Source organism: Flavobacterium sp. BFFFF1 (genome assembly GCF_002256285.1).
In the GTDB taxonomy this organism is placed as follows: domain Bacteria; phylum Bacteroidota; class Bacteroidia; order Flavobacteriales; family Flavobacteriaceae; genus Flavobacterium.
In genome coordinates this window covers 201924-227157 of the sequence record NZ_NKJE01000004.1, presented here as the reverse complement: position 1 = coordinate 227157, position 25234 = coordinate 201924, and the positions used below count along the sequence as shown (strand labels likewise).

Below are 25234 nucleotides of genomic sequence, written 5' to 3'. Positions count from 1 at the left end.
TATCCGTGGAAGATTGATTTACCAAAGGGATTCGATCAATGCCAATGAAACGGTGTTGAACGACCTAAGGGCGGAGGAGCAGGTATTGCTTGTCCAGATCACTTCAATAGACAATGAGGTTGTGACCAAGAAAGTGGCTTACTAAGTTTCACTGAAACATAAATAAAAGAAAACCTCCTGAGCAATCAGGAGGTTTTTTTGTTCGTAAAGACGATTAAGGAGTAGTATCTGTATTGGTTAACGGTTGGTCATCAGCAGATGAATGGTTTGAAAACATTCTGTACTTTCGATTCCCATGCTCTTGTTGATGATGCCTGGATGTCTTTTCATCAGCAATTTCATCTTCTTCCTTTTTCGTAAACCGTTGATCAGATAATTCATTTTGGTGATTGCCTTGATTTTCGTGATCCGGCGGATCTTTTTCGTTAGTATTCATAATTTAGATGTTGTGTTGATGCCTAAAGTTACGAAATGTTGAAACCAGCGCGATTCTAATTGGCTTAACATTATGATTTTAAATTCATTAGTCTCCGAAATTGTACTGTTCTCCGCCAAATAACACGCAGTCAAAAAGGTTTACCGCAACAATTTTGCGTTTTACCTTTATTTTTTTTCCATCAGGTTTTTAGAAGATATATTTGCTTTATAAATAACAAAATAATGCTAAAAGAAATCATATTTAAAGAGACAAATTTCCTAAGACTAATTGCTGTTTTTGGCTTTGGTCAAAAGAAAATAAAGCATTATTAATTTCGGATTTTAGATTTTTTAAATAGGAATGTTATGTTCCGCTGCCAAAAACAGTGACACTTTGATTCCAGACAAACATCCTTTCCCAGGATGTTTTGTTTTTTTATGACATCAGTAAATGGTTTTGTTATAAATTTTTTTTTTGCGCCTAAGTCCATTTTTACTTCGTAAATTAGATAATAGATTTCGTAATCCTACGTTATGGAATTGTAAAATTTTATTTTTTGCTTTTTTATTAAATGCCTCTAATGTTTAAAATTGCACAAAATGTTTAAAGAAATTATTTTCAAAGAAACCAACTTATGCGAATTACTCGCTATGCTTGGCATTAGAATTAAAATGGGAGTTTAAAATGCCTGCTAATTCTTTTATTGAATCATTTTCAAAGTAAGGTCCGCTTTACTATTGGCTAATTTATACGCGGCAATTATCTGCGTTCCAATTTTTTATTTGCGCTTTAATCTGTTTCGCAGATAAGTTTTCGGCAATCGCTTTTTCTACTATTGCAGGCAAATCGGAGTCCATACAAAACCTTAGTGCGAAAAGCTGGCTGTCTGTAAATTTTTCTTCTACGTCGTCAAGTCTTTTTCCTGTGACTGTAAAATAGCGATAACGTAACTCGAGCCTTATGATGCGGTCCTGCAGTGTTAAGGCGTAATGTTGCCGCATCATAAATGAAAGCCATCCCATCAACACAATAAGTATTGTGATAAAAACCCATGAAATTTTATCTGTGGACGTAAAGAGATAGTAGAGGCTAAAACCCAGCAAACCTGTAAGCACCGGATAAAACACAAAATGATGTGGAGGATAAAACCGTAAATGATTCTTATAAGATTGTTCTGCCATGTAATATAGTTTTTACTAAAGATACTAAAAAAGCTTTTGCTAAAATGTACAGGTGCTCCAGGATTGTTTTTTGTATTTTAATTCGGAGATTGTCATTTCCAGAGTTAATGCTAATTAGGAACAGTAATTTGACATTTACCTTCATTTTCTAAGTGCCTGTATCTTTGTTTTTTATGTTATTTTTGTTGTTAAAGATTTTATAAATTCTAATTTTCCCATACCTCACATAATTTTAATTCGTTGTTTTGAGTTAATATTAATAATAAGTAAAATTTTATGAAAAAAGCGATTTATTCCGTGATGTCAGCGGCGCTCATGTTAAGCGCTATATCATGCAACTCCGATGACGACAGTTCATCGACAACTTCGACTACAGAAATTTCAAATGCTGTTGCTGCGGGTGCCTGGCGTGTCACCTACTTTATGGACAGCGATGCAGACGAAACAGCACATTTTACCGGTTATAACTTTACATTTGGTTCAAACAATGTCCTGACTGCGACCAATGGCACCAACACCTACACCGGGATCTGGAATGTGAGTACGGAGGATCCAACTGATGATAACCCAAACCTCGCAGACATTGATTTTGATATTATATTCAATGCTCCTGTTGATTTTACAGACCTGACAGAAGATTGGGAAATCATTGAGCGAACTGCGACAAAGCTCAGGCTGAAACATGTGAGCGGCGGCGACGGAAGTGTTGATTATCTCACATTTGAAAAAAATGCTTAACAATTACAACCGGCTTTATTGCCGGTTTTTTTAACTAATAAGACTGCGTAGGGAGGCGCTTTGCAACCTGAACTGAATTTGTAAACATGCGTATGATTACACCGGCTTCAGAATTCCACTCTACTGTGATCGCGTTGTCTTTCGCGTTTTTTGAAACCTGCGGATCCCATTCAATGACGTAACAGCCCGCTGTCGGACGTTCTTTCTCAAGTTTTTCAGCAGCCTCTAAAATGGCATTTCGAGTGTCTTCCGGCATCATTTGCGAATCATAATTGTTTAATTCAGATACCATGACGTCGTTTAATCTGGAATTGTACTCGAAATATCCTTTCATTTTATAATTGGAGACGATTTCCGATTGTTTTTCAGAATAGGTATAATTTGTACCGTAGCTGCAGGATTGCAGCAGTGAGAGCGTCATCATTAAGCACAAAATATAAATACTAAATCTCATTGTATACGGTCGGGTTTTGCGTTTGACGCAATCTTTCATGATTTGTTACCTTTAAAGATGACTTTTATGAAAACGCAGCAGTTTGCGTGTTAGTGTCTGAAAATGAAAAAGCCCTGCACAAACAGGGCTTCAAACCGTTAAATCAACTTCTTGGAGATTGCTATGCTGTTTCGTCAGTAGTGTTTCGGTCTGGGGCATCATCAGACGAAATTGAGTTTGGCTGATCCTCATCAAGGTCCAGATTGTCCCTTAATATATAATCGTCCTGACTGAATGCCTCAGCATTCCTGCTGTTTTGATGATGGCTTCTGAATTTATCGGAACGCTGTTCGTCATTATCGTACTCCAGGTAATCTGAGTTACTCGTATGCGGCTGCTCCTGAGTATAAACGACGCCCGGCTGTTCCAAAGCGAGGTATTTGTCAGGCGATGTATATTTAGAGTCGCCACCTTCATTGGTATCGTCTTTTTGTGTCTTTTTTGCCGGCCCATTTTTGGACGGATTTTGACTGTCGTTTGGGTTTTTATTATTAGTTTCCATCAGAAAAGTATTAGATTATTGATATTATTGTTTTCAAGCAATATCCGGTTTGTGATCAGCATATTGTGGATGTAAAATTTTGTCTTTGCAAGCCCGATATTCCTGCGTGCCGATTTGGGACGGGTTGAACCGTCGCCAACTTTCTTTGTGGTATGGCGTTCCGTTTCCATGACCAAATGGCTAAAGGTTTATTTTGCCTTCCACGCCGCCATCGTCTGATTTTGCGTCCCGAAGTCCCGCAGCTGCAGTGACTATTTTAAATAGCGCAATGAGTTTACCGTCTTTGGTATCCCAATAGTAAGCGTCTGCAGGAGCTACTTTAATTACGGTCACTTTTGGGTCGTCTTTGCCTTCTTCAAACCATGCTTTCGCAATGGGCGTCCATACTTCTTCGATTTTTGCCTTATCGCGGTAGATTGTTGCTGTCCCAAAGACCGACAGATATTCGCTGCTTGCGGATTTGGCGAAAAATAGTTGTACACGATTGTCTTTTAGGATTTCGAAATTTTTATGGCTTTCCGCCGAACTCATAAACCAAAGGTTGCCGCCTTCGTCTACTTCCAATACGCTCATTGGTCGTGAATTAACGGGCAACTCGGTTAGCTCGGTGCAAAAGAAACATATTTTAATATCTTCGGCCAGCTTTTTCAATTTGGCGATTGCTTCCTGACTGCTCAGGTCTTTGTGATTTCCCATGACAATTTTATTTTTAAGGTTGATAGGTTGATATACTGTTTAAATTTTCTCGAGGATTAATTTCAGGTCGACGGCATCGTTGAAGAAGTCTTTCCATAAATCACCCTTTTCCCTAATCCGTTGCGGTACGGTTTTGATGTTAAACGCTTTCAGGTCCAAAGAGTCATTGACTTCGTCCCAGTCGAGTGGCGTGCTGACTCCGGCTCCTTCACGTGGTCGAAGTGAATAAATGCTCGCCATTGTTTTCCCTTTTCCATTTTGCAGAAAATCGAGGTACACTTTACCTTTGCGCTTGGCGGGCATGCGTTCGAGACTCGTAATGTCCGGCAAATCCCTATGAACCATTTGGCTGATAAGATGAGAAAACTCTCGGGTTTGCTCATATGTATATTTGGGCTTCACCGGGATGAATACGTGTAAGCCGTTGCCTCCGGATGTTTTAATGTAACTGGCAACCTGAAGCTTATCAAGCACCTCTTTCAGCTTTTGCGCCGTTTTCACAATATTTCGCATCGGAGCACCTTTCGGGTCAAGATCGAAAATGATGTAATCCGGGTTATTTAAGGAACCCACACGACTACTCCATGGATTGATTTCAATGCACCCCCAATTTGCGAGAAACAACAAAGTCTCTTCATCATTGCAGATCAGCCACGTTATACTTTCGGCAGCGCTGTCCGATTTGATTTTTTTTGTCTTGACCCATTTCGGAACTTTACCGGCAACGTCTTTCTGGAAGAATCCGTCGCTGTGAATGCCGTCTGGTGTGCGCCTGAGTGATTGCGGGCGGTATTTCAAATAGGGTAAAATATATTCCGAGATGCTGCTGTAATAGGCAATGACATCGCCCTTCGAAATGTTTTCCTTAGGCCAGAATATTTTATCCAGGTTTGAAAATTCAACCCGGAAGGTGTCCTTTTTTTCATCCAAAATTCGTTTGTCACCCTCAGCTTTTGTCATACGCACCAACGGTTTTTCGATGCCGATTTCCTTGGGATTCTTGTCGTCCCGAAGTCCTAAAAATACCGGATGGCGCATGCTTCCGCTTTCAGTTATTTCAGAGAACTTCAGTTGCGCAATCAGCTTAGGGCTTACCCAATGGATATTTTTCTCTTTGGGAGCGACTTTAAATGGCGCACTTTTTCGTTCCAGCCGATCCAATCTTTTTCTCAGGTCAACAAGCGTGCGTTCCGTGTACCCGCTGCCCACTTTTCCGGAATAAATCAGATCATCGCCCTGATAGTAGCCGCAAAGCAGCGCGCCAATGCCCTTCCGGCTTCCTTGTGGCTCGGTAAAGCCTCCGATGACCATTTCCTGCTGTTTCTCAATCTTAATTTTTAACCAATCTTTGGTGCGTTTGGCAGTATTGTATTTCGAATCCGATTTCTTCGCGATAATTCCTTCACCGTGATTTTTTTTGGCTGTTTCGTAAGCAATATGTCCATGTCCACGGCTGTGTTCGGAATACACGACGTTATCGATTCCGGGCAAAACAGCTTTCAGAATTTTTTTACGAAGCAGTAAGTCCAGACCCCGTAAATCATACCCTTGAAAATAGAGGATGTCAAAGGCATAGAATTTAAGCGTTCCTTTGGTTGGGTTATCTTCAAATTTCTGAAGCCATTGAAAATTGCTCTTTCCATTGTCATTCTCTACAACAATTTCCCCATCAATGACCATATCCTGCGGGATGCCATCCATTGATTTCACAATTTCTGGATACTTGTTATTGAATTTCAACCCATTTCTTGAGATTAAGGTTGTTCGTTTATTTTGAATTTGGGCCATTGCGCGGTAGCCGTCATATTTTGTTTCGAAAATCCAATCTTCGTTGTCGAACGGTGCATCAGTAAGTGTAGCCAGCTGGGGGCGCCAGTCATCTGGAAAGCGCTCTAATTTTATAGCATCTGTAAGATCGTCGCCTGAGAACTGTCCGTCAGACTTTGAAGCGTGCGCCATCTTTTCTTCCTCTTTTTGCTCTTTGGAAACGGTTTTGGTTTTGAATCTTTTATTGCTTTTCCAAACGTCGTTTCCTTTTGAAATTTCATTAAAATCACGTCCTGTAAGTATTGAGTTTGCTTTAAACGTCTTGCCGTTGGCAAATTCGTCAACGCCTTTCATCAAGAGCCATTGCTTATCGTCTTTAATGCTAAATAAGTGATAGGAACCTTTTAATTTGCCGCCTTCAAGCACGACTTTTATCGATTGGTCTTTCAGCTGTTTCTTCATAAGCTGGTTGTCTTTCGACACATCATCATTTCCCTCGGCGTGGTAGGTGCCAATATCCCAAACCATCACTGTGCCGCCACCGTATTCCCCTTTTGGGATGGTGCCTTCAAAATCAATGTAATCCATGGGATGGTCCTCTACGTGCATGGCCAGTCTTTTGATGGTATGATCTGACGACGGCCCTTTCGGAACCGCCCAACTCACCAGGACGCCATCAATTTCCAACCGAAAATCATAGTGCAAATGCGAAGCGGCATGTTTTTGTACCACAAAACGCAAAGCGCCTTTGGAAGGTTTTCGGACTCCTTTGGGTTCTTTTGTTTTGGAGAAATTACGTTTGGTATTGTACTTTTCCAGTGCCATGTCCTTAATTTTTCATTGCTTCGAGACTTGCCTTGAGTTGCTCCAATAAATCGTCCGCATCCGTTTTTGTGGGTTTGGTTTTTGGGGTGTCGTTTTCGACAACCTTTTTTCCCTTTGGTGCAGCGAGTTTCTTTTTAATCATTTTGAGCAATTCGTCTTTGTACGTGTCTTTGTACTTTTCGGGCTCGAATTTCTCGGTCATTTGGTCGATGATGGTCATGGCCATATCGAGTTCTTTTTTCTGTATCGTAATATTTTCAGGTATTTTAGCCTCGGATGGATCTCTTAAGTCCTGGTCGAACCGAATCTGAATCAGCAGGATTGCATCGTCTTCAACTTTAAGGATGCCAAGGTGCTCAGCACTACGGATAACGAACTTTGCCAAGCCCACCTTCCCTGATTTTTTCAACGCGGCGCGCAACAAAGCATATGTTTTCGAAGCGGATTTTTCAGGCTCGACGATGTAGGGTTTTTCAAGATATTGCGAGGGTATTTCGTCTTCAAGTACAAACTCAAAGATTTCGATGGTCTGGGTTTTCTCTGGCATGGCTTTGGCAAAATCATCTTTATCGAGGACAACATAATCGCCATCGTCGCGCTTATAGCCTTTAGCGATTTCATCCCACGGAACCTCCTTGCCATCTTTTTTACATACGCGAACATACTCGATGGCACAATGGTCCTTTTTCCTGATCATATCCAAATCGATGCGATGGCTCACCGAACCACTGTATAAACGCACCGGAATATTGACAAGGCCAAAGCTGATTCCGCCTTTCCACAAAGCTTTCATAAGCGCAATTTTAGGTTGTCTTACAAAGTTTGTGATTCTATCAACGCCAGCGCTTACGGAATTTTATGTATACATTACAATATTCTGAAAGCGGGGAATTCATAGATGGATTTATAAGATGTTTCCATCGGAATTTTTTGGAAAACCCAAGTTATTACGCGGGAATGTAAAGGTGAAATGTAGTGCCGTGGCCCAGTTGCCCCTCGGCGACAATGTGGCCGTTGTGGTTCAGGACGATTTTCTTCACTATGGCTAACCCAATGCCGGTACCGGAAAATTCGGTTTTTGAATGCAGGCGCTGGAATACTTCAAAAATCCGTTCACTGTATTGAGGTTCAAAGCCGATTCCGTTGTCAGCCACTGATATATGGCAGTATTTTTCATTGGCCTGTAATGAAGCGATGCCTGTTGCGCTTCCTTTAACTATTTCGCTTTTTATCGTTATCTCAGGTGGAACATCGGGCTTTTGGAATTTCAGTGCGTTGCCAATAAGGTTTTGCAGCAACTGAATGAATTGAAAAGGAACGATTGGAATGGTGTCGAGATGCCCAACATGAATTTTGGCCTGTTTTTCTTCCATTAGTTCCTTAAAGTCTTTTTCCAGCTCTCCCACGATTCTTTTCAGATCCGTATTCTCAAATTTTAGATCTGAAGTGCTCGTCCTGGAATAGGCGAGAAGGTCCAGAATAAGTGTTTGCATTCGGCTTGCCGCCTGTTGTATGCGGGCAAAATAATCTTTGGCATTTTCGGATAATGTATCGTATTCCCGATCAATAAGTCGGCTGGCAAAGGTCTGTATCTTTCGTAATGGTTCCTGAAGGTCGTGGCTCGACACATAAGCGAACGATTGTAATTCGGCGTTCATCTTTTCGAGATCAGTGTTTTTTCGCTCGAGTTCTTTGGTTCGTTCGCGTACCTGTTTTTCAAGTTCGTCCACAAACATTTTCTGGTCGTGGACATCGGTACTTGTTCCTACCCACATCTGGACATTTCCGAATGCATCCCGCTGAGCGATACCCCTGCTCAAATGCCAGCGGTATGTTCCATCGTAGCGCCTGAATCGGTGTTCGAAAATGAAGTCTTTTCCGCTAATGATGCATTTAGCCCAGACTTTTTCATTCGTTATTTTATCGTCCGGGTGTACAATGTCCATCCAGCCGTTTTGGTCGAGATTTGCTTTAGGAAGGCCCGCGTAGTCGTATACTGCTTTGTTATAATAACTTGCAGTGCCTTCAGGATCTGTGGTCCAGATGTGCTGGGGCAGCGAATCGGCAAGCAGCCTGAACTTGGCCTCACTTTCCTGTAGTTCGTGTTGCCACAACTTTTCTTCATTTATATCCCGTAGGGTTCCCAACATTTTTATCGGTTTATTTTCCTCGTCGAAAAATACTTTCCCTTGTGTTCGTATCCAAACAATTTGACCATTCGGCCTTACGATACGCGCCTCATATTTGTAGATACTGGTTTGCATTGCTTCATCGAATGCCTTTTCAACAATGCTTATATCGTCACGATGAATCTGGTTTCGCATGTCGCAATGAAGAATTTCTTTAGATTGTTGATGCCCGAAAATTTCGGCAAGCCTCCCCGAATAAATGATTTTCCTGGTCACGAGGTCAAGATCCCAGGTGGAAAGTTCTGTTGCTTCAGTCGCCAGTCGCAGCCTTTCTTCTGCGTCCTCAACTTTTTTACGGGCTTCCACGCGTTCAGTAACATCGTTGACCGTAACCATGATTCCGGAAACCGAGCCGTCGGTTTCAAATAATGGTGCATATTGGTAATCAAGATAAAATTTCTTTAAGCCGTCATCGCCTTCAACAAATGCAACAGATTCAATTTCTTTATGGATTTCTGCGGTATCCATCACTTTTTGCAGCAAGGCGCTGTATTTTTGTTCGCGAAGTTCTGGAAAGGCGTCAAGTAATTTCCTGCCGATAACGTCTTCTTCTTTCCTGCGCCAGATATTTTCAATCAGGATTTTATTGGCCATTTCGATAATAAATTCTGGTCCCCTGAATATCGTCATTGCAATGGGCGACTGCATCACGAGGCCCCGGAACTGCTTCTCGCTTTCGACCAACGAGTGTTTTGCTTTTACCGAATCGGTGACTTCCATCGCAACGACCATGATACCAGAAACTGTGTTGTCTTCTTCGCGGAGCGGATGATAAACCAGATTGAAGTAACCGATTTCCTCTTTACCATAGCGGTTTAGGATGACCGAAAGTTCTGGTGCATTAAACGCAACGCCGGTTTTAAGTACATTGGTTAAAAGGGGTTCAACAACCGACTTGACGCTTGGCAACGATTCAAACAGCGGCCTTCCGACAAAGTCTGATTCTTTTTGATCGATTAACTGAAGATAGTTCTCATTGGCCATTTCGGGAATAAAATCGGGTCCCCGCAGTATGGTAATGCCTAAAGGGGCCTGATTTACGGTGTTCCGAAAGCGCTTATCGGTGTCCCCCAGCTTTTTCAGGGCTTCATTGAGAGATTTCTCGGTTTTCTGTAATGCTGCAATGAGATTTACTTTGTCGGTGGTTTCGTTGCACGTAACAAAAACACCACCCACATTTCCGGCTTCGTCAATTACCGGGCTGTAGCTGAACGTCCAGTAAACGTCTTCAATTTTCCCATTTCGGAAAATCGGAATGAGTTGGTCTTCCCCCCAAATGGCCTCACCGCCCTCCAGAACCTGCCCGATCAACGGGTGAACCATATCCCAAATTTCTTCCCATGCAATTTCGCCTTTTTCCCCGAGGATGTGTGGGTGTTTGCCGTTTTTACCAAGGCTGGGGCGGAATGCGTCATTGTAAAAGGAAACAAGATGTGGGCCCCAAAACAACAACATTGGAAATTTCGAATTGAGTAGTAAGCTTATGGTGGTCCGTAGGCTTTGTGGCCAACTTTCAATAGGGCCGACAAGCGAGTGGTTCCAATCTTTCTCTCGTGTAAGCTGTGCCATTTCACCGGCTCCTGAAAGGAAACTAAAATTAGTGTTTTGGTTGTCGGTCATAAATTAAGAGGTCAGCTTGCTGTTGATGTGTGGTGTTGGGATAAGCGGGGAATACTTACTCAAAATTTAGTTACTAAATGTAATAATTAAATTCAGAAGTTGCACAAATGGCAAAAACTAATCGAAATGAACCCGCCAAAACTGAGGTTAACTTGCCCTTTTTCCTTTCATCAGCAAATCTAAAGCATCCTGAAAGGAACCTGCCCGGATGATTTCACCGGAATTTACAAAAAAGATCACATCGGCATCTTTGATTGTGTTCAAACGGTGTGCAATAATAATCCTTGTGGTGCTTTCCGGAAGTTTGGCTAATATTTCCTGGAGCAATTGTTCTGTCACCGTGTCGATATTGGCAGTCGCTTCATCGAGGATAAGCACTTCCGGCTTCCGGATCACCGCGCGCATGAAGGCAATCAGTTGTTTTTGGCCGAGACTGATGCTTTCGCCGGACGAAGATACCATCGTTTCCAGTCCATTTTCAAAAATGTCAAGCAGGCCCTTCAGATTGTTTTCTTCGATTATCTTTTCAAACTGTGCCGTACTGAAGTCCTTATATTGTTCGTTTCCATAAACAATATTCTCTTTTACGGTTCCGGTAAACAAAAAGGGTTCCTGAAGAATAAAACCAATCTTAGCAGCCCTTTCTGACGGGGTATATTGCCGAATGTCCTTCCCGTCAAGAAACACGATGCCGCTTGTAGGGTCGTACAGTCTCGAAAGTAGCGCTGCCGTAGTTGATTTTCCACCGCCGGTCGGGCCAACAAATGCGTAGGTTTTACCGCGTTCCATTTCGAGAGAGACATTGCGCAGTACGTCTTTTCCCGTTTCGTACGCAAAATGAACATTCCTGAATTCAATAAATGAACCGGAAATTTCTTTTTCCGAATCTGTGCTGGTTTCTAAATCGGTATCGAGTGCCAGAATCTGATTTACCCTGTCCCAGCCCGCCATGGCCACCTGGAAGCTGGTCCATAATGTAGCTAACTGTCGCAACGGATTGTAGAAATTGACGGAATACGCAAGATAACTAACAAGCAGTCCAACCGAAAACTGGTTTTGGGCAATGAGGTAAATTCCGTATGCCAGTACAATCAACTGGGCCAAGCTTGAGAATAGCGTCGAAACCGGTAGAAAAAGATTGTTTGCCAAGCCCGCGCCAACTGCGGTTTTATAATTTTCGAGGCTCGCCTTAGCAAAGCGATCCCTAAAGTAGTCCCTGCGGTTGAAGGCGATAATAACGCGGAAATTTGCGAGGCTTTCCTGAATTTCGCTACTCAGGCCCCCAGTACTTTTCAGGTTCGCGGCATTTTTCTTTTTGACCCAAGGCGAAATGATTTGCGTAAAAATTAGAATCATCAGTCCCGGCACCAACGTCGCCGCACCCAACTTCAGGTTAATCGACAGCAGGAAAATTCCCGCCCCGGTCATCGTGGCGATGCTTCCTATGAACTGCATCAGCGATTGCGAGAAAAAGGTATTGATTTTATCGGTGTCATTATTTACCCGCGAAATCAGGTCGCCCGCCTTGTTTGCGTTGAAAAACGCAACGGGTAATGATTGCAGCTTATTGAATATGGCGTTTCTTAAGGTAAAAAGCATGCGTTGCCCCACGCCGCCCATCAGTTTTGTCTGGAAATAACTTGTAAATAATGCGAGCAGATACATCGTGAGCAGAATCCCTGAGTAGAGCCATACACCATGATAATCTTTGTTGACAATGTAAGTGTCGACAGTGTGTCCGATCAGATAAGGGCCAAGTAAGTTTAATGTCGAGTTCAGCAGTATCGCGATTAACGCGATAATTAGATTTTTCTGCTCGTGTTCGATCAGTTTCAGCAGGCTTCTGAGGCCCGCAAAAGTTGATGGTTTTTTGTTTTCGGCGCCCAGAATTTCGTTTAGGTTATACTTCATAATGGCTGGTACTTTTTTGCGAGTTGGCTAATTGAACATACTCTGGGCTGGATTCCATGAGTGCCGCATGCGTTCCGGAAGCGATTACTTCTCCCTGCATCATCAGGATGATTTGATCAAAATGGGCTACGGCTGCGATTTTTTGGGTGATGGAAATGAGCGTCATATCGGGATAATTTGCGCTTATATTGGCGAGAATTTTTTCCTCTGTTTGCTGATCAACGCGCGCTGTAAAATCATCGAGTAAAAGGATCGAAGGATTCACTGCCAAAGCCCGTGCGAGCATGATGCGCTGTTTTTGCCCTCCGGAGAGGCTCGATCCCCTTTCAGACACGATGGTGCCCAATTTCTGGGGAAGCCCATTTATAAAATCACTGAGTTCAGCAGTCTGGATCGCTTTTTCGAGCGATGCGTCCGTAACAGTATCGCTGAAGGCAATATTCTCACGTATGCTCATGTTGAAAATGATACTGTCCTGAAATACAAAGCCGATGTGGCTGTGGAAAATATCGCTTTTGTAATCCTTCACAGGATGCCCGTCAAACAACACGGTTCCGCTGTCGGCATTGATTAAACCCGTCAGCAAATAAAGCAATTGTGTTTTACCGGCGGCGGTTGGTCCGATAATGGCTGTTTTTGATTTGGGTTTGATTTCGAAGGATACGTTTTTCAAAACCGGTGTCTGCCCATAAAAGAAATTGACATCAGATAAAACAATGTTTCCCGTAAGTTCGTCCGCAATAAATCCACTTTCGATAACATCAGGGGTTTCGATAATAGTCGAAATCCTTTTATAGGATGCCGTCGCCTGCGCAATAATATTGCTCATGAATCCAATGACCAGAATCGGAAAGATTAACATCGCCAGGTAGCTGTTAAACGCTGCGAAATCGCCTAAGGTCATGCTCCCGGAAATGACAAAATGCCCGCCCAGCGCGAGGATAGCGAGGCCAGCCATGTTGGCGGTAAACGTGATCACCGGAATTAAGCCGGCAAATAGGCCCAGGATGGAAAGTCCAAAATTCCGGGCTTTGGTGTTCAGTTCGAGGAATTTCTGATATTCCGGAATCTGGGAATTGACCACACGGATGATGGCGGCACCAAGGACACTTTCGCTGATTACCTTATTCAGGCTGTCGGTTACGGCACGGCTTTCAATAAACAGCGCGCGGACTTTTTTCAGTACCATAAAAAAGGTGATGCCAATGATTGGAATAATTGCAATGACACAAAGCGCCAGTTTCCAATTGATCGAGAACAAAAGGATGCTCGCCCCAATGATTATGAATAAAGAAGAAACCACTGCCACAATTGCCTGTGATACAAACATCTTTATCGAATCGATATCGGCGGTAAGGTTTGTGAGCAACTTCGAAGGATTTGCCTCTTCGATATAGGCGTAGCTCTGGCGGGAAATTTTATCCGAAAGCCTATTGCGCAGGTCGCGTGCGACTTTCTCTGATGCGTAAGTTTGGATGATACTTTGCAGGTAGCCAAAGATAAAAATGGCGACAACGGCAATGGTGAATTCAATCAGCACGGGACGGAATTCAAAGTCTTTTTTCTCAAAGGCGTCAATGCTTCTTGAAATGATCTTTGGCAGCCAAAGGTTGATGGCATTGCTGAATAATGTAAAAAGCAGCAGTAGCATTAACATGCCTTTGTAGGGCTTTAGCAGCTGCATTATTCCAGGTTTTTTCGGTTCTTTCAAAGCAAATTTTTTAGCAGCACTAAAATACGCAAAATACGGGGTAAAAAACCTGTAACGTAATTCAATAATTTTGTAATGGGAAAAGTTGTCCTTGAGGATACTTTTGTAGTAAAAGTTTTAAAGACAAAAACATGAAACCGATAAAGATTGTAGCCATTTATGCCTTCATTAGCCTGAGTTTTTTCTCCTGTAAAAAGAAATTTGATGTAGATAAATTATCCATCGATGAAACGAAATCCGAAACATTTTATGAGCGGTTTCCGGAATTCGCTCCATTCGAGGAAGAAATGAATGAACTGTACGAAAAGCATCAGAATCACTTTATATGGTATGACAATGACGGCAGGGTAGATTTTGCCGAAGTCTTGTTCAACCGTGCGAACCAGATTAAGGCGGAAGGCATCGCTTCCAATTTGCCATACAGAAACCGAATCGGGGAGATTTTCGATTTGGACGAAAAGAAGAAACCTGAAACGGACAATGATATGCTGATCAGCGCCATGTATTTTTTCTATACCAAAAATGTGCTCGAAGGACTTGACCCCGACAAGAGCAAGCAAACTGGCTGGTATCTGCCTAGGGAAAAAAGCTCGTATGTGGATTATCTCGACCAACTGATTAAGGACCCCGATTTAATAAAAAAGGACGAATCAGAGATGATCGGACAATATTATAACCTGCGTAAAGGCCTGCAGCGTTATCGCGAAATTGAAAAAAAAGGTGGGTGGGGCATAATTACTTGGCCCTCAGGCAAAAAATCATTAAAGCCGGGCGACAACGATCCTGCCATTGCACAGATACGCAGGAGACTTGCTGCCGTTGGGGATTTATCAACGGATTCAAAAAGTACGGTTTTTGATGGGGAATTAAAATCAGCTTTAGCTAAATTCCAACAGCGTAACGGCCAAACGCCGGCCAACGCTGTTACTCCGGAACTGGTTAAAGAAATGAACGTTTCTGTGGCAGATCGCATCAAAACGGTCGTGGTAAACATGGAGCGGTGCCGTTGGATTGACCCAGATATCCTTGATTCAAAGGAATTGGTAGCCGTGAACATTCCTTCGTACCGGCTTGTCTACTTTCGGGATGGGAAGCCAGCGTTGGAATCTAATGTGGTTGTGGGTAAAGAGCTGAATAAAACGGTGGTTTTCAGTGGGAAAATGAGTTATCTGGTTTTTAGTCCGTACTGGAATATTCCGCCGAGCATCATCAAGAAGGAAATCAAACCAGGTATTGACGCCGATGCGGATTACCTTGAAAAACACAATATGGAATGGAATAATGGTCAGGTACGTCAAAAACCAGGGGAAAACAATTCTTTGGGACTGGTCAAGTTTATGTTTCCAAACACGAATAATATCTACCTCCACGATACCCCGGCAAAAAGTTTATTTGGCAGGGATGAAAGGGCGCTGAGCCATGGTTGTGTACGCGTTGAGAAAGCACGTGATCTGGCAATCAAAATCCTGGATAACGACAAAAACTGGTCGCCGGAAAAAATCGACGAGGCCATGCGTGCCGGAAAGGAACGCCAATATGCGCTGAAAAGAAAGATCCCGGTCTATATCGCTTATTTCACCGCACGTGCCGATGAAAATGGGAATATAAGCTTCTACAATGATATTTATCAGAGGGATAACAGGCTGGCGCATTTGCTCTATAATGAATAAAATGCGGGCCAACTTTTTACCGTAGGGAAACTGCCAATTCATTAATATGATAACATAAAAAGCAATTAAATCCTGGCGACACGCCGGGATTTTTTATTGATTGCTATCGGCTGTAGGATTGAGACAAAAGCAAGCCGATTCCATTTGGAATAAATTATTTTCGAGAATAAAATTTTATTAAGTATCGGAAAATCAATTATATTTGGTGAAATAACTTCCAAACCAATGAAAAAACAATTACTCCGATCATTTCTTGGATTCTTTTTGCTGTTGTCTGTTTCGGCCTTTGCACAGCCGGGTATAAGCTGTGTAAATCCTATTCAAATCAATTCGCTTCCTTTTCAGGACAATAACAATACTGCTAATTTTGCAGATGATTTTGACGTAACGTCAGCAGGCAGTTGCGGTGTTTCGATGCCTTTATACACAAGTGGGAATGATGTGTTTTATAGTTATACACCTGTTTCAGACGGTTCAATCAAGTTTTCGTTGAAGCCGGTTGGGAGTGAATCTACCTATTCTTCGATATTTGTATTTGATGGCTGTAATAATGTAGGCGTTAATTGTCTCAGTGGCGCCGCAAACGGTGGTACATCTGAGCGGTTATTTAGTCTCGGCGTACTTGCGGCGCACAACTATATTATTGTTGTTTCGTCCCGTTCATATACACAGACTGTTTCTTACAGCCTTTTGGTACAAAAAGAAGACTGCCTTCCTGAACCCATACAGAACACAGTTTCGGTACTCGGTTCTACAAGCGCATCCTTCAATTGGAATGGCAGTATTTACCTTTCTTCAGAAATTGCCATACAGCCGCTCGGAATGCTGGTGCCTCAAGGCAATGGGGAGACCGTGACCTCACTCCCGTTCACCAAACAGGGATTGACACCGGGCACGCAATATCAGTATTGGGTGAGAGGACAGTGTTCTGCCGGCGTATATACTTCGTGGGCCGGCCCCTTTACTTTTACTACGCCTGTCTGTGAAGCATCACAACAATGCAATTACACGTTCCGGCTTTCCAATATCAATGCAATTGGCTGGGGTACAACACGCATGGAGGTGCGGCAGAATGGCATTGCGGTTGCTACACTTGGAGCAACAATGACTGCTTCAGCTCCTGTTGATGTAACGGTTCCGCTATGTAACGGTATTCCTTTTGAACTGTATTGGAGTGTTGCAGGCACTTCTCCACAAAACAGGGCGATAGCCATTATCAATCCATTTGGTCAGACACTATATTATAAGGGTCCGGGAACTGGTGCTGCCGGCGATATTTTATATTCCGATACGGTAAATTGCTTAACCCCTGTTTGTCAGGCGCCAAATGCGATTATTGCGACTAATGTTACCGGTAATGCAGCAACGCTCGGATGGAACGCATCGGGAGCTGCTGCGGTGGATATTTATATTGTGCCTTCCGGGAATCCAGCTCCGGATGCGTCGACGGTTCCTACCTATAATAACGTAAATGCCTCGGCGCAATTTACGACTACTGCCCCGATGTTAAGTGACCATGAATATGCCGCTTATTTCCGGGGAGATTGTGGCGACGAAACTTCAGCCTGGGTTGGACCGTTCGTTTTTCATACGTTGGAAACCTGTTTCAATCCGGTGAACACGCAGGTAGTGACAAGTAGTATTACCACTACCACCGCAACATTCACGTGGCAACCGGGAGATGTTTCAAGTACACAGTTTGAACTGATATTGATACCAGGCCCCCTTACACCATTGATGCCGCCGGACAATGATACTCCGGCCAGCTATCCCGTTATTACGGTGCCTGCAGGCGGGCCATATACATTTACCGCAACAGATTTACAGTCGGCAACAATTTATTACGGCTATATAAGGACAATATGTGGTGCAGGAGACGTAAGTATCTGCACCCCTTTTCCCGTTTTCAACACAGCAACCTGTGCGGAAGCAGACAAATGCAATTACAAGTTCATCATGACAAATACTGCAGGAAATTCGTGGAATAACGCCAGGATGCAGGTACGACAAAATGGTATAGTAGTAGCAACTATAGGCGCTACAGGTATTAACAGCCCGGCGGGAATAACCGTCGCTTTATGTAATGGTATTCCGTTTGATTTATTATGGAGTGAGGAAGGGCTTCAGCCCACAACAATTGGCATTTCGATTCGAAACCCATTCCTGGATGAAATTTATACAAAGGTTCCGGGAGATGGAACGCCAGGTAGTATACTGTATGCTTCCCTGGGTAATTGCATACCTGACTCCTGTTCCAAGCCGACAAACATCACTGCATCTGATATTACATTTAATTCAGCTATTTTGCAATGGACCGATCCTTCTGTGCCAATTGCGCCTGCGTACGCTTTATACGTTGTTCCAACGGGACAGCCTGCTCCGTCTAACAATCCGTCGACACCGCCGACAACCTCTCCGGTGCCAAATCCTTATACCCTTACCGGACTTACTCCGTCCACGTCATACACCGTTTATCTGAAATCCCTGTGTTCAGATTCTTCGCAAAGCAATTGGACGACATTAACACCGGTTACTTTTGTCACCACGCCGGTTAATAACAGGTGTGTTGATGCCATAGCAGTTGGGGTGAATGCGGGACAAGCTTGTGCGGTTCCTTCGATACACGGTAATACTTACGGCGCGAATTCAGATCCGTCAGATCCTCAAGGAGGTATTTCTACAACTGGTTGCGGTACCACTGATGATGATATTTGGTTTAAATTTGTAGCAACGGCAACATCGCATGCGATCAATTTCAACAATGTGTTGGGAACCCCTGCTGCGGCTAAAATAAACCACAGTTTCTTCTCCGGAAGCTGCGGTTCATTGACACAGCGCTATTGTAGTACTGCCCTCAGTAGTACCGCAACCGGCCTTACGGTGGGTGAAACGTACTACATCAGGGTTTACACATCGGGTACAAATTTGGCGCAATTTGTAGATTTCGATCTCTGTATTACTTCACCACCTGCAAACGATGAGCCTGATACCGCGACCACTTTGCAGATTAACCCGGCTTGGGTGTGCAACCCGACATTGGATACCGCTGGAAATACCTTAGGGGCTACTCCTTCGCCACCAACGGTAACCGGAACAGCATGTGGAGGCACAGATGATGACGTCTGGTTCCGTTTCGTAGCGACGAGTAATATTCATATTATAGACATCAACGATATTGTTTCTACCAGTGCCACCGTTGTACTTAATCACAGCCTTTTTTCAGGAAGTACTGACAATTTGGTTAAACTGTATTGCAGTGCTACTTCAGAAAGTGTTGCGACGGGACTAACTGTTGGTGCCACTTATTTTCTAAGGGTGTATACTTCAGGAACGACCGCCGGACAGTCGTCAACATTTAACGTTTGCTTAAGTACACGACCACCACCAGCCACAAATGACGAGTGCGCGGCGGCAATTACGGTGGAAGTAAGCTCAAATTCAATGTGTGAAACTACGACACAAGGCAGCATTATAGGCGCGACGCAATCTATTAACGTTCCAGCTTCCTGCCTTACAGGGCAGGACGATGATGTGTGGTTCAAATTTACCGCTGTCTCGGCGCAACAAATCATTTCATTAATTAATGTTCATGGTACCACCACGAACCTTAACCACGCTGTATATACGGGCGACTGTGGCAATTTGGTATTGAAATATTGCGGTCATTCCAACCAACTTACAAGTACAGCGGCTACTTTTGTTCCAGGCGAGATTTATTACCTTAGGGTCTGGTCAAACGCGACCTCGAGCCAGGTAGTCGTTTTTGATGTTTGTATAAAAACGGTATCTTCCTGCCAGAATGCAGAATCGTTTTGCGGTTCTTCGCCTGACGATCCATATATTTATGCCAATACTACTGGTGTCGCAAATACCAGCCAGGTAGCTTGTCTGGGTTCTACTCCAAATCCTGCCTACTATGTTTTAAAAATTGACGAACCTGGGGATTTGGTTTTCAATATATTGCAAAACACGGCCTTTGATGTGCTGGGCAATCCAACTGGCGCAAATCTCGATGTGGATTTTGTCCTTTGGGGCCCGTTCGAAAATAATTCATCATTTTGCAGTGATATCGACTTCAGCGACTGCACCACCTGCCCAAATAACACTAATAACCCCGCATTTTATCCTTTTGGAAATATCGTGGATTGCAGCTACGACGGCTCATACACTGAAACCATGACCATCAACGGCGCTGTTGCCGGACAATACTATGTAGCACTGATTACCAATTTTAATGGTGCCGATGGATACATTAGGCTTACGCAAACCAATGCGGCAACTCCGGGGGCAGGGACGACGGTTTGCACCGATAAAATCCGCCTCATTGCGTATGTCGACGCAAATAACAACGGTGTAAAAGACGTCGGAGAATTGAATTTTACCGAAGGAACTTTTGCGTACCAGAAAAATGATTCCGGACCATTTGGAAACATATCCTCTCAGACAGGGGTTTACGATTTGTTCAGCGATAACCCAGCTGATAGTTATGACTTTACCTACCATATTTTCACGGAATTTTCGGCATATTACTCAACTGTATCAGCCGGTTTCAACAATATCACCGTACAAACTGATAGTGGAAGCCAATTGTTGTATTTTCCTATCGTTCAAACCCAACCATACAACGATGTTTCCGTGACAGTCGTACCTATGAACGTTGCAAGACCGGGTTCGAACTATGAAGTCAAAATTGTGTGTAAGAACGAAGGGCTTCAAACCGCCTCCGGAACTATAAATTTCGTCAAGGACCCCGAACTTGAAATAGTCAATGTGAGTCAGCCAGGAATTGTGAACAACAGCAACGGATTTAGCTATGATTTTACGGGATTGGGCGCTTATCAGACAGCAGTAATTTATGTCAACATGAGCGTTCCAGCCATACCGCAAGTAAGTCTGGGACAAATAGTAATCAACTCGGTATCGGCTACTACATCTGTAACGGATGTCCACCCGGCGGATAATTCCTTTTCTGGAACCAGTACAATTGTTGGCTCATATGATCCGAATGACAAAATGGAATCACATGGCGGAGAAATAGGCATCAATGAGCTTGACAACGGCGGGTATCTTTATTACACTATCCGTTTCCAGAATACTGGGACTTACTATGCTACTGACGTAAGACTTGAAGATACGTTGGACGAAAAGCTGGATGAAAGCAGCGTACGGGTATTGTCTACAAGTCACAATTACAGTCTTATTCGCACACTAAACCAGCTGACCTGGCAGTTCAACAATATTTATTTGCCTACAGCTTTCGACAATGAACCGGAAAGCCATGGTTATGTTACATTTAAAGTAAAGCCTAAACAAGGTTACGCTGTTGGTGACATTATTTCCAATACCGCTGAAATTTATTTTGATACCAACCCTGCAATTGTTACAAATACAGTCCAGACGGAAGTTTCAACACCACTCGGAACTCCTGTATTTGATAATTCAAATGTGGCTTTGTACCCAAATCCGGCAAATACTATCGTCAACATCAACCTCCAGTATACTTCAGAAAATTTGGTGCAGGTCACCCTGTTTGACATGCTGGGTAAAGCAGTAAGGCAGGTGAAAGCAAACAATCCACAACACACAACTGTCGATGTTTCTGGTCTGGCAAAAGGAATGTACATGGTTGAAATCAAAACAGAAAGTGATTTAAAGCTTATTAAAAAGTTGATACTGAACTAGTTTATCAATGCTTCAGGAAAAGCCCGGCATAACGTCGGGTTTTTTTTGTGGCGAAAATGCCGATTTTAAACATTTTCCTGAATTGTTGTTGCAAATACAAATATTGGTTGTATATTTGCACCCGAACAGCGCGGGATAGAGCAGTAGGCAGCTCGTCGGGCTCATAACCCGAAGGTCACAGGTTCGAGTCCTGTTCCCGCTACTAAACTCAAAGCCACTCATTATTGGGTGGCTTTTTTGGTTTTTAAAATTTTCACTATGGCACACAAAGCTGGCTTCGTTAACATTATCGGCAATCCAAATGTTGGAAAATCAACCCTCATGAATGCATTCGTGGGAGAACGTTTGTCTATCATTACCTCCAAGGCGCAAACCACAAGACACCGCATTCTGGGCATCGTCAACGGCGAAGATTTCCAGGTGGTCCTTTCAGATACGCCGGGAATTATCAAACCTGCTTACGAAATGCAGGAGTCCATGATGACTTTTGTTAAATCCGCCTTTGAAGATGCCGACATCCTGATTTACATGGTGGAAATAGGGGAGAAGGAACTCAAAGATGAGGCTTTTTTCAATAAAATTATCCATGCTAAAATCCCAGTGCTGTTGCTGTTGAACAAAATTGACAATTCCAATCAGGAACAGTTAGAGGAACAGGTAAATTTCTGGACGGAGAAAGTGCCTAACGCGCAAATTTTTCCAATCTCTGCATTAAAGAATTTTAACGTGCCGGAAGTTTTCGGGCGCATATTGGAATTGTTACCGGAATCGCCACCCTATTATCCAAAAGACGCGTTGACCGATAAACCGGAACGTTTTTTTGTAAACGAGACCATCCGCGAGAAAATCCTACTGAATTACAGTAAGGAAATTCCGTATGCCGTGGAAATTGAAACCGAAGAATTCGTTGAAGACGATAATATTATCAGGATTCGTGCTGTCATTATGGTCGAACGCGATACCCAAAAAGGAATCATCATCGGGCATAAAGGCGCCGCATTGAAAAAAGTAGGTATCGAGTCACGCGCGGATCTTGAGAAGTTTTTTGGTAAGCAGATTCACATAGAGCTTTACGTAAAAGTCAATAAAAACTGGCGCAGCGACGCAAGGCAATTGAGGCGTTTCGGGTACAATCAGTAAGATTGAAATTACACTTACAGCTTGGCAGGAAATGTATCCGGACGAGCGTTTTAAAGGCGTCTGCATCGTTGAAATCTTGTCGAAATAGAGTAACTTTTTCTTACAATTTTGTAACCTATTCGTTGGCATCATTTCGGAAATTTACCACTATAAATTCCTAAAATGCAATGTTATGAAAACGATAATTTTAATCGGAATCGCGGTTTTGTCCACGGCGGCCGTGATGGTTTCCTGTAAGAGCGACGATAAAAAGCCGGTTACCGAGAGCAATTCGACCACCACCACCACCACCACGGTTACAGAAACAACGATTACCGATCCGCCCGCTCCCGCAAATGGAGTTACCACAAATATGAAATCCGGAAGCAACAGTGCGGCTAAAAAGGATGTCACTGCAAATACGAAGTCCAAAGCTACTGTCAAATCAGGCAAAAGTAAAAGCAACGAAGATCCCGATATCCTGATTACGCGTACCAAAGATGGTACTGATGCGGAGAATCACGACGGCAACCCTTATACTAAGAATAACCAAACACCACAGCCAACTGGTCCGCCGATTAAATAAATTTAAGATCTGTTTTTTTAGCCCGAATTCTGATGGATGCGGGCTTTTTGTTTATTTGTGGATGCCTTGCACACGCTGCATAAAGTCGCCTACAAGTGTGTCTGCCGAAGGGCCATATCCGTCAACCAATGTGCCTTTTTCATTATTATTGGTTTCAATTGCATATAAAATCGCACTGTCGTCCTGGTTGGATTCCCCTTCAAATCGATAGAAATGCGTCACGCAGAGTTCATCCGGCGAAAAAGTATAATGGCTTTGTAACGAAAGCAATCCGGCTTCAGTCGCTTTAAACTGGTTGGTATAACCCTCAGATTCAAGCCGGGCGAGGATTGAACTGAGCGTAGTCATGTTCCTTTTTTCCATTTTTACTGTTTTGATTTATAAAGATAGTAAATCGAATTAGAAACCGCACGGTTGTCATAGCCGATGTAAGCGCGAATCGCCTTTGCCGCAACCAATTAAAAACACTACCTTTGCAAAATATTTGAAAAAAGACCATGAACAATATTGTTGCGATAGTAGGAAGGCCAAATGTAGGAAAATCAACGTTGTTTAACCGATTGATCAAGAGGAGGGAAGCGATCGTAGACGCGGTTTCCGGGGTAACCCGCGACCGTAATTATGGTAAAAGCGAATGGAACGGAAAGGAATTTTCGGTTATTGACACAGGCGGTTACGTAAGAGGATCTGATGATGTATTTGAAGGAGAAATCCGTAAGCAGGTAGAACTGGCCATTGATGAAGCCGATGTGATCATTTTTGTTGTTGATGTTGAAGAGGGCATTACACCAATGGATGATGCCGTGGCAAAACTGCTGCGCAAAGTCACGAAACCGGTATTGTTGGCTGTGAATAAAGTGGACAATGCGATGCGTGAAAAAGACGCAATCGAATTCTATAATTTAGGTCTTGGAGATTACTATACATTCGCCAGTATCTCAGGAAGTGGCACAGGAGAACTTTTAGACGCATTGATTGATGCCTTTCCTGAAAAGCCGGAACCTATGCAGGAGGAAGTCGAATTGCCACGGTTTGCTGTAGTAGGACGCCCTAATGCAGGAAAATCAAGTTTTATCAATGCGCTGATTGGTAAAGACCGTTATATCGTTACTGATATTGCAGGAACCACACGTGACTCTATTGATACCAAATTTGACCGTTTTGGGTTTGAATTCAACCTTGTGGACACGGCGGGAATCCGGAGAAAAGCAAAAGTAAAGGAAGACCTTGAGTTTTATTCTGTAATGCGGTCCGTGAGGGCTATCGAACACGCCGATATCTGCATATTGGTAATCGATGCTACGAGAGGATTTGAAGGGCAGGACCAGAGTATTTTCTGGCTCGCAGAAAAAAATAGAAAAGGAATTGTGATTCTGGTTAACAAATGGGATCTTGTTGAGAAAGATACGATGTCCACCCGGGATTACGAACAAAAAATCAGAAAGGAAATCGAACCCTTCACTGATGTTCCGATTTTATTCGTTTCAGTACTTACAAAACAGCGGTTACTTAAGGCACTCGAGGCTGCAGTTCAGGTGTTTGAAAACCGGAGCCAGCGTATCGCCACATCTAAGTTTAACGACCACATGTTAAAGGTAATCGAAAGCTACCCACCACCTGCACTCAAAGGAAAATATGTGAAGATAAAGTATTGCATGCAATTGCCTACACCGACACCACAGTTTGTTTTCTTTGCAAACCTTCCACAGTATGTGAAAGAAGCCTATAAGCGTTTCCTCGAAAATAAAATCCGTGAGCAATGGGATTTTTCCGGAGTGCCTATCGATATCTACATCAGGGAAAAATAGTTAATTTTCCGTTGGTTTATCCTGGTTTCAGTCAGAAAACGTTTTTGTGCTGTGGGAGGCCTCTTTCAGGACTTTAATGACCATATATGGAATTAACAAAATCCCAAGCGAAAACATCGCCATAATTATTTCTACCGATGGCGCTGTTATTGCGACGAGTGTGGAAGCGACAACGTATAAGGAAACGATCCATACTGTTCTTGTTGCTGTGGTATTCATTGGCTTGATTTTTAAAGAATTAAAATTAGCAAACCGGCATCACGTCCTTTTATATGATTTCCTCCGAGTTGTATGTTTTTTCAATATCAGTTCTAACGC

At 43.1% G+C, this 25234-nt stretch carries 20 protein-coding genes and 1 tRNA gene; 8 read left to right on the top strand and 13 right to left on the bottom strand.

The window, feature by feature from the left end:
• The first annotated feature begins 13 nt into the window (after nt 1–13).
• Nucleotides 14–145, top strand: coding sequence for a hypothetical protein (locus CFE23_RS16585; RefSeq protein ID WP_363331548.1), 132 nt, complete (start codon nt 14–16; stop codon nt 143–145).
• A gap of 69 nt (nt 146–214) precedes the next feature.
• On the opposite strand, the gene CFE23_RS04265 is transcribed toward CFE23_RS16585, so the two are convergent.
• On the bottom strand, nt 215–436 hold the full coding sequence (locus tag CFE23_RS04265; RefSeq protein ID WP_291084501.1) for a hypothetical protein: 222 nt from the start codon (nt 434–436) through the stop codon (nt 215–217).
• A gap of 728 nt (nt 437–1164) precedes the next feature.
• Nucleotides 1165–1599: a DUF6526 family protein gene (locus CFE23_RS04260; RefSeq protein ID WP_291084498.1), complete on the bottom strand. Its 435-nt coding sequence runs from the start codon at nt 1597–1599 to the stop codon at nt 1165–1167.
• A 276-nt stretch (nt 1600–1875) separates the two neighbouring features.
• Between CFE23_RS04260 and CFE23_RS04255 the strand changes: the two genes are divergently transcribed.
• Nucleotides 1876–2337 carry a hypothetical protein gene (locus tag CFE23_RS04255; protein ID WP_291084489.1) on the top strand — a complete coding sequence of 154 codons (462 nt, stop codon included), beginning with the start codon at nt 1876–1878 and terminating at the stop codon, nt 2335–2337.
• Between the two features lie 34 nt (nt 2338–2371).
• Here CFE23_RS04255 and CFE23_RS04250 read toward each other — a convergent pair whose 3' ends face one another.
• From CFE23_RS04250 to CFE23_RS04210, 9 genes are all read right to left on the bottom strand, one after another.
• On the bottom strand, nt 2372–2791 hold the full coding sequence (locus CFE23_RS04250) for a hypothetical protein (RefSeq protein ID WP_291084485.1): 420 nt from the start codon (nt 2789–2791) through the stop codon (nt 2372–2374).
• Nucleotides 2792–2951: 160 nt separating this feature from the next.
• Nucleotides 2952–3332 carry a hypothetical protein gene (locus CFE23_RS04245; RefSeq protein ID WP_291084482.1) on the bottom strand — a complete coding sequence of 127 codons (381 nt, stop codon included), beginning with the start codon at nt 3330–3332 and terminating at the stop codon, nt 2952–2954.
• On the bottom strand, nt 3332–3502 hold the full coding sequence (locus CFE23_RS04240) for a hypothetical protein (protein WP_291084479.1): 171 nt from the start codon (nt 3500–3502) through the stop codon (nt 3332–3334). Before CFE23_RS04240 ends, CFE23_RS04245 begins: the two co-directional genes overlap by 1 nt.
• Before the next feature lie 10 nt (nt 3503–3512).
• The gene (locus tag CFE23_RS04235; RefSeq protein WP_291084477.1) at nt 3513–4028 is read right to left on the bottom strand and encodes a pyridoxamine 5'-phosphate oxidase family protein; all 516 of its coding nucleotides are present in this window, start codon (nt 4026–4028) and stop codon (nt 3513–3515) included.
• 39 nt (nt 4029–4067) lie between these two features.
• Nucleotides 4068–6620, bottom strand: a complete 2553-nt coding sequence (gene ligD, locus CFE23_RS04230; protein WP_291084474.1) for a DNA ligase D — start codon at nt 6618–6620, stop codon at nt 4068–4070.
• 4 nt (nt 6621–6624) lie between these two features.
• On the bottom strand, nt 6625–7413 hold the full coding sequence (locus CFE23_RS04225) for a Ku protein (protein WP_291084471.1): 789 nt from the start codon (nt 7411–7413) through the stop codon (nt 6625–6627).
• Between the two features lie 154 nt (nt 7414–7567).
• Complete coding sequence (locus CFE23_RS04220) at nt 7568–10429, bottom strand: PAS domain-containing protein (RefSeq protein WP_291084468.1); 2862 nt, start codon at nt 10427–10429, stop codon at nt 7568–7570.
• Nucleotides 10430–10576: 147 nt separating this feature from the next.
• Nucleotides 10577–12340, bottom strand: a complete 1764-nt coding sequence (locus CFE23_RS04215) for an ABC transporter ATP-binding protein (RefSeq protein WP_291084465.1) — start codon at nt 12338–12340, stop codon at nt 10577–10579.
• Nucleotides 12330–14024 carry an ABC transporter ATP-binding protein gene (locus tag CFE23_RS04210; protein ID WP_291084462.1) on the bottom strand — a complete coding sequence of 565 codons (1695 nt, stop codon included), beginning with the start codon at nt 14022–14024 and terminating at the stop codon, nt 12330–12332. The genes CFE23_RS04215 and CFE23_RS04210 overlap by 11 nt, the downstream gene beginning before the upstream one ends.
• 158 nt (nt 14025–14182) lie before the next feature.
• Between CFE23_RS04210 and CFE23_RS04205 the strand changes: the two genes are divergently transcribed.
• From CFE23_RS04205 to CFE23_RS04185, 5 genes are all read left to right on the top strand, one after another.
• Nucleotides 14183–15721, top strand: a complete 1539-nt coding sequence (locus tag CFE23_RS04205) for a L,D-transpeptidase family protein (protein WP_291084459.1) — start codon at nt 14183–14185, stop codon at nt 15719–15721.
• A gap of 225 nt (nt 15722–15946) precedes the next feature.
• Nucleotides 15947–21403, top strand: coding sequence for a T9SS type A sorting domain-containing protein (locus CFE23_RS04200; RefSeq protein ID WP_291084456.1), 5457 nt, complete (start codon nt 15947–15949; stop codon nt 21401–21403).
• A gap of 129 nt (nt 21404–21532) precedes the next feature.
• Nucleotides 21533–21605: transfer RNA gene (locus CFE23_RS04195), tRNA-Met, on the top strand.
• Nucleotides 21606–21661: 56 nt separating this feature from the next.
• Nucleotides 21662–22543, top strand: coding sequence for a GTPase Era (gene era, locus CFE23_RS04190; protein WP_291084452.1), 882 nt, complete (start codon nt 21662–21664; stop codon nt 22541–22543).
• Between the two features lie 172 nt (nt 22544–22715).
• Entirely contained in the window at nt 22716–23108 is a 393-nt protein-coding gene (locus tag CFE23_RS04185; protein ID WP_291084449.1) for a hypothetical protein, read from the top strand.
• 51 nt (nt 23109–23159) lie between these two features.
• On the opposite strand, the gene CFE23_RS04180 is transcribed toward CFE23_RS04185, so the two are convergent.
• On the bottom strand, nt 23160–23471 hold the full coding sequence (locus CFE23_RS04180; protein ID WP_291084446.1) for a hypothetical protein: 312 nt from the start codon (nt 23469–23471) through the stop codon (nt 23160–23162).
• Between the two features lie 134 nt (nt 23472–23605).
• On the opposite strand from CFE23_RS04180, the gene der reads away from it, so the two are divergent.
• Nucleotides 23606–24916: a ribosome biogenesis GTPase Der gene (der, locus tag CFE23_RS04175; RefSeq protein ID WP_291084443.1), complete on the top strand. Its 1311-nt coding sequence runs from the start codon at nt 23606–23608 to the stop codon at nt 24914–24916.
• A 27-nt stretch (nt 24917–24943) separates the two neighbouring features.
• Here the strand turns inward: der and CFE23_RS04170 are convergent, their stop codons facing one another.
• Nucleotides 24944–25135 (bottom strand): hypothetical protein, encoded by a 192-nt coding sequence (locus tag CFE23_RS04170; RefSeq protein WP_291084440.1) that lies wholly within the window; start codon nt 25133–25135, stop codon nt 24944–24946.
• Nucleotides 25136–25234: the final 99 nt, after the last annotated feature.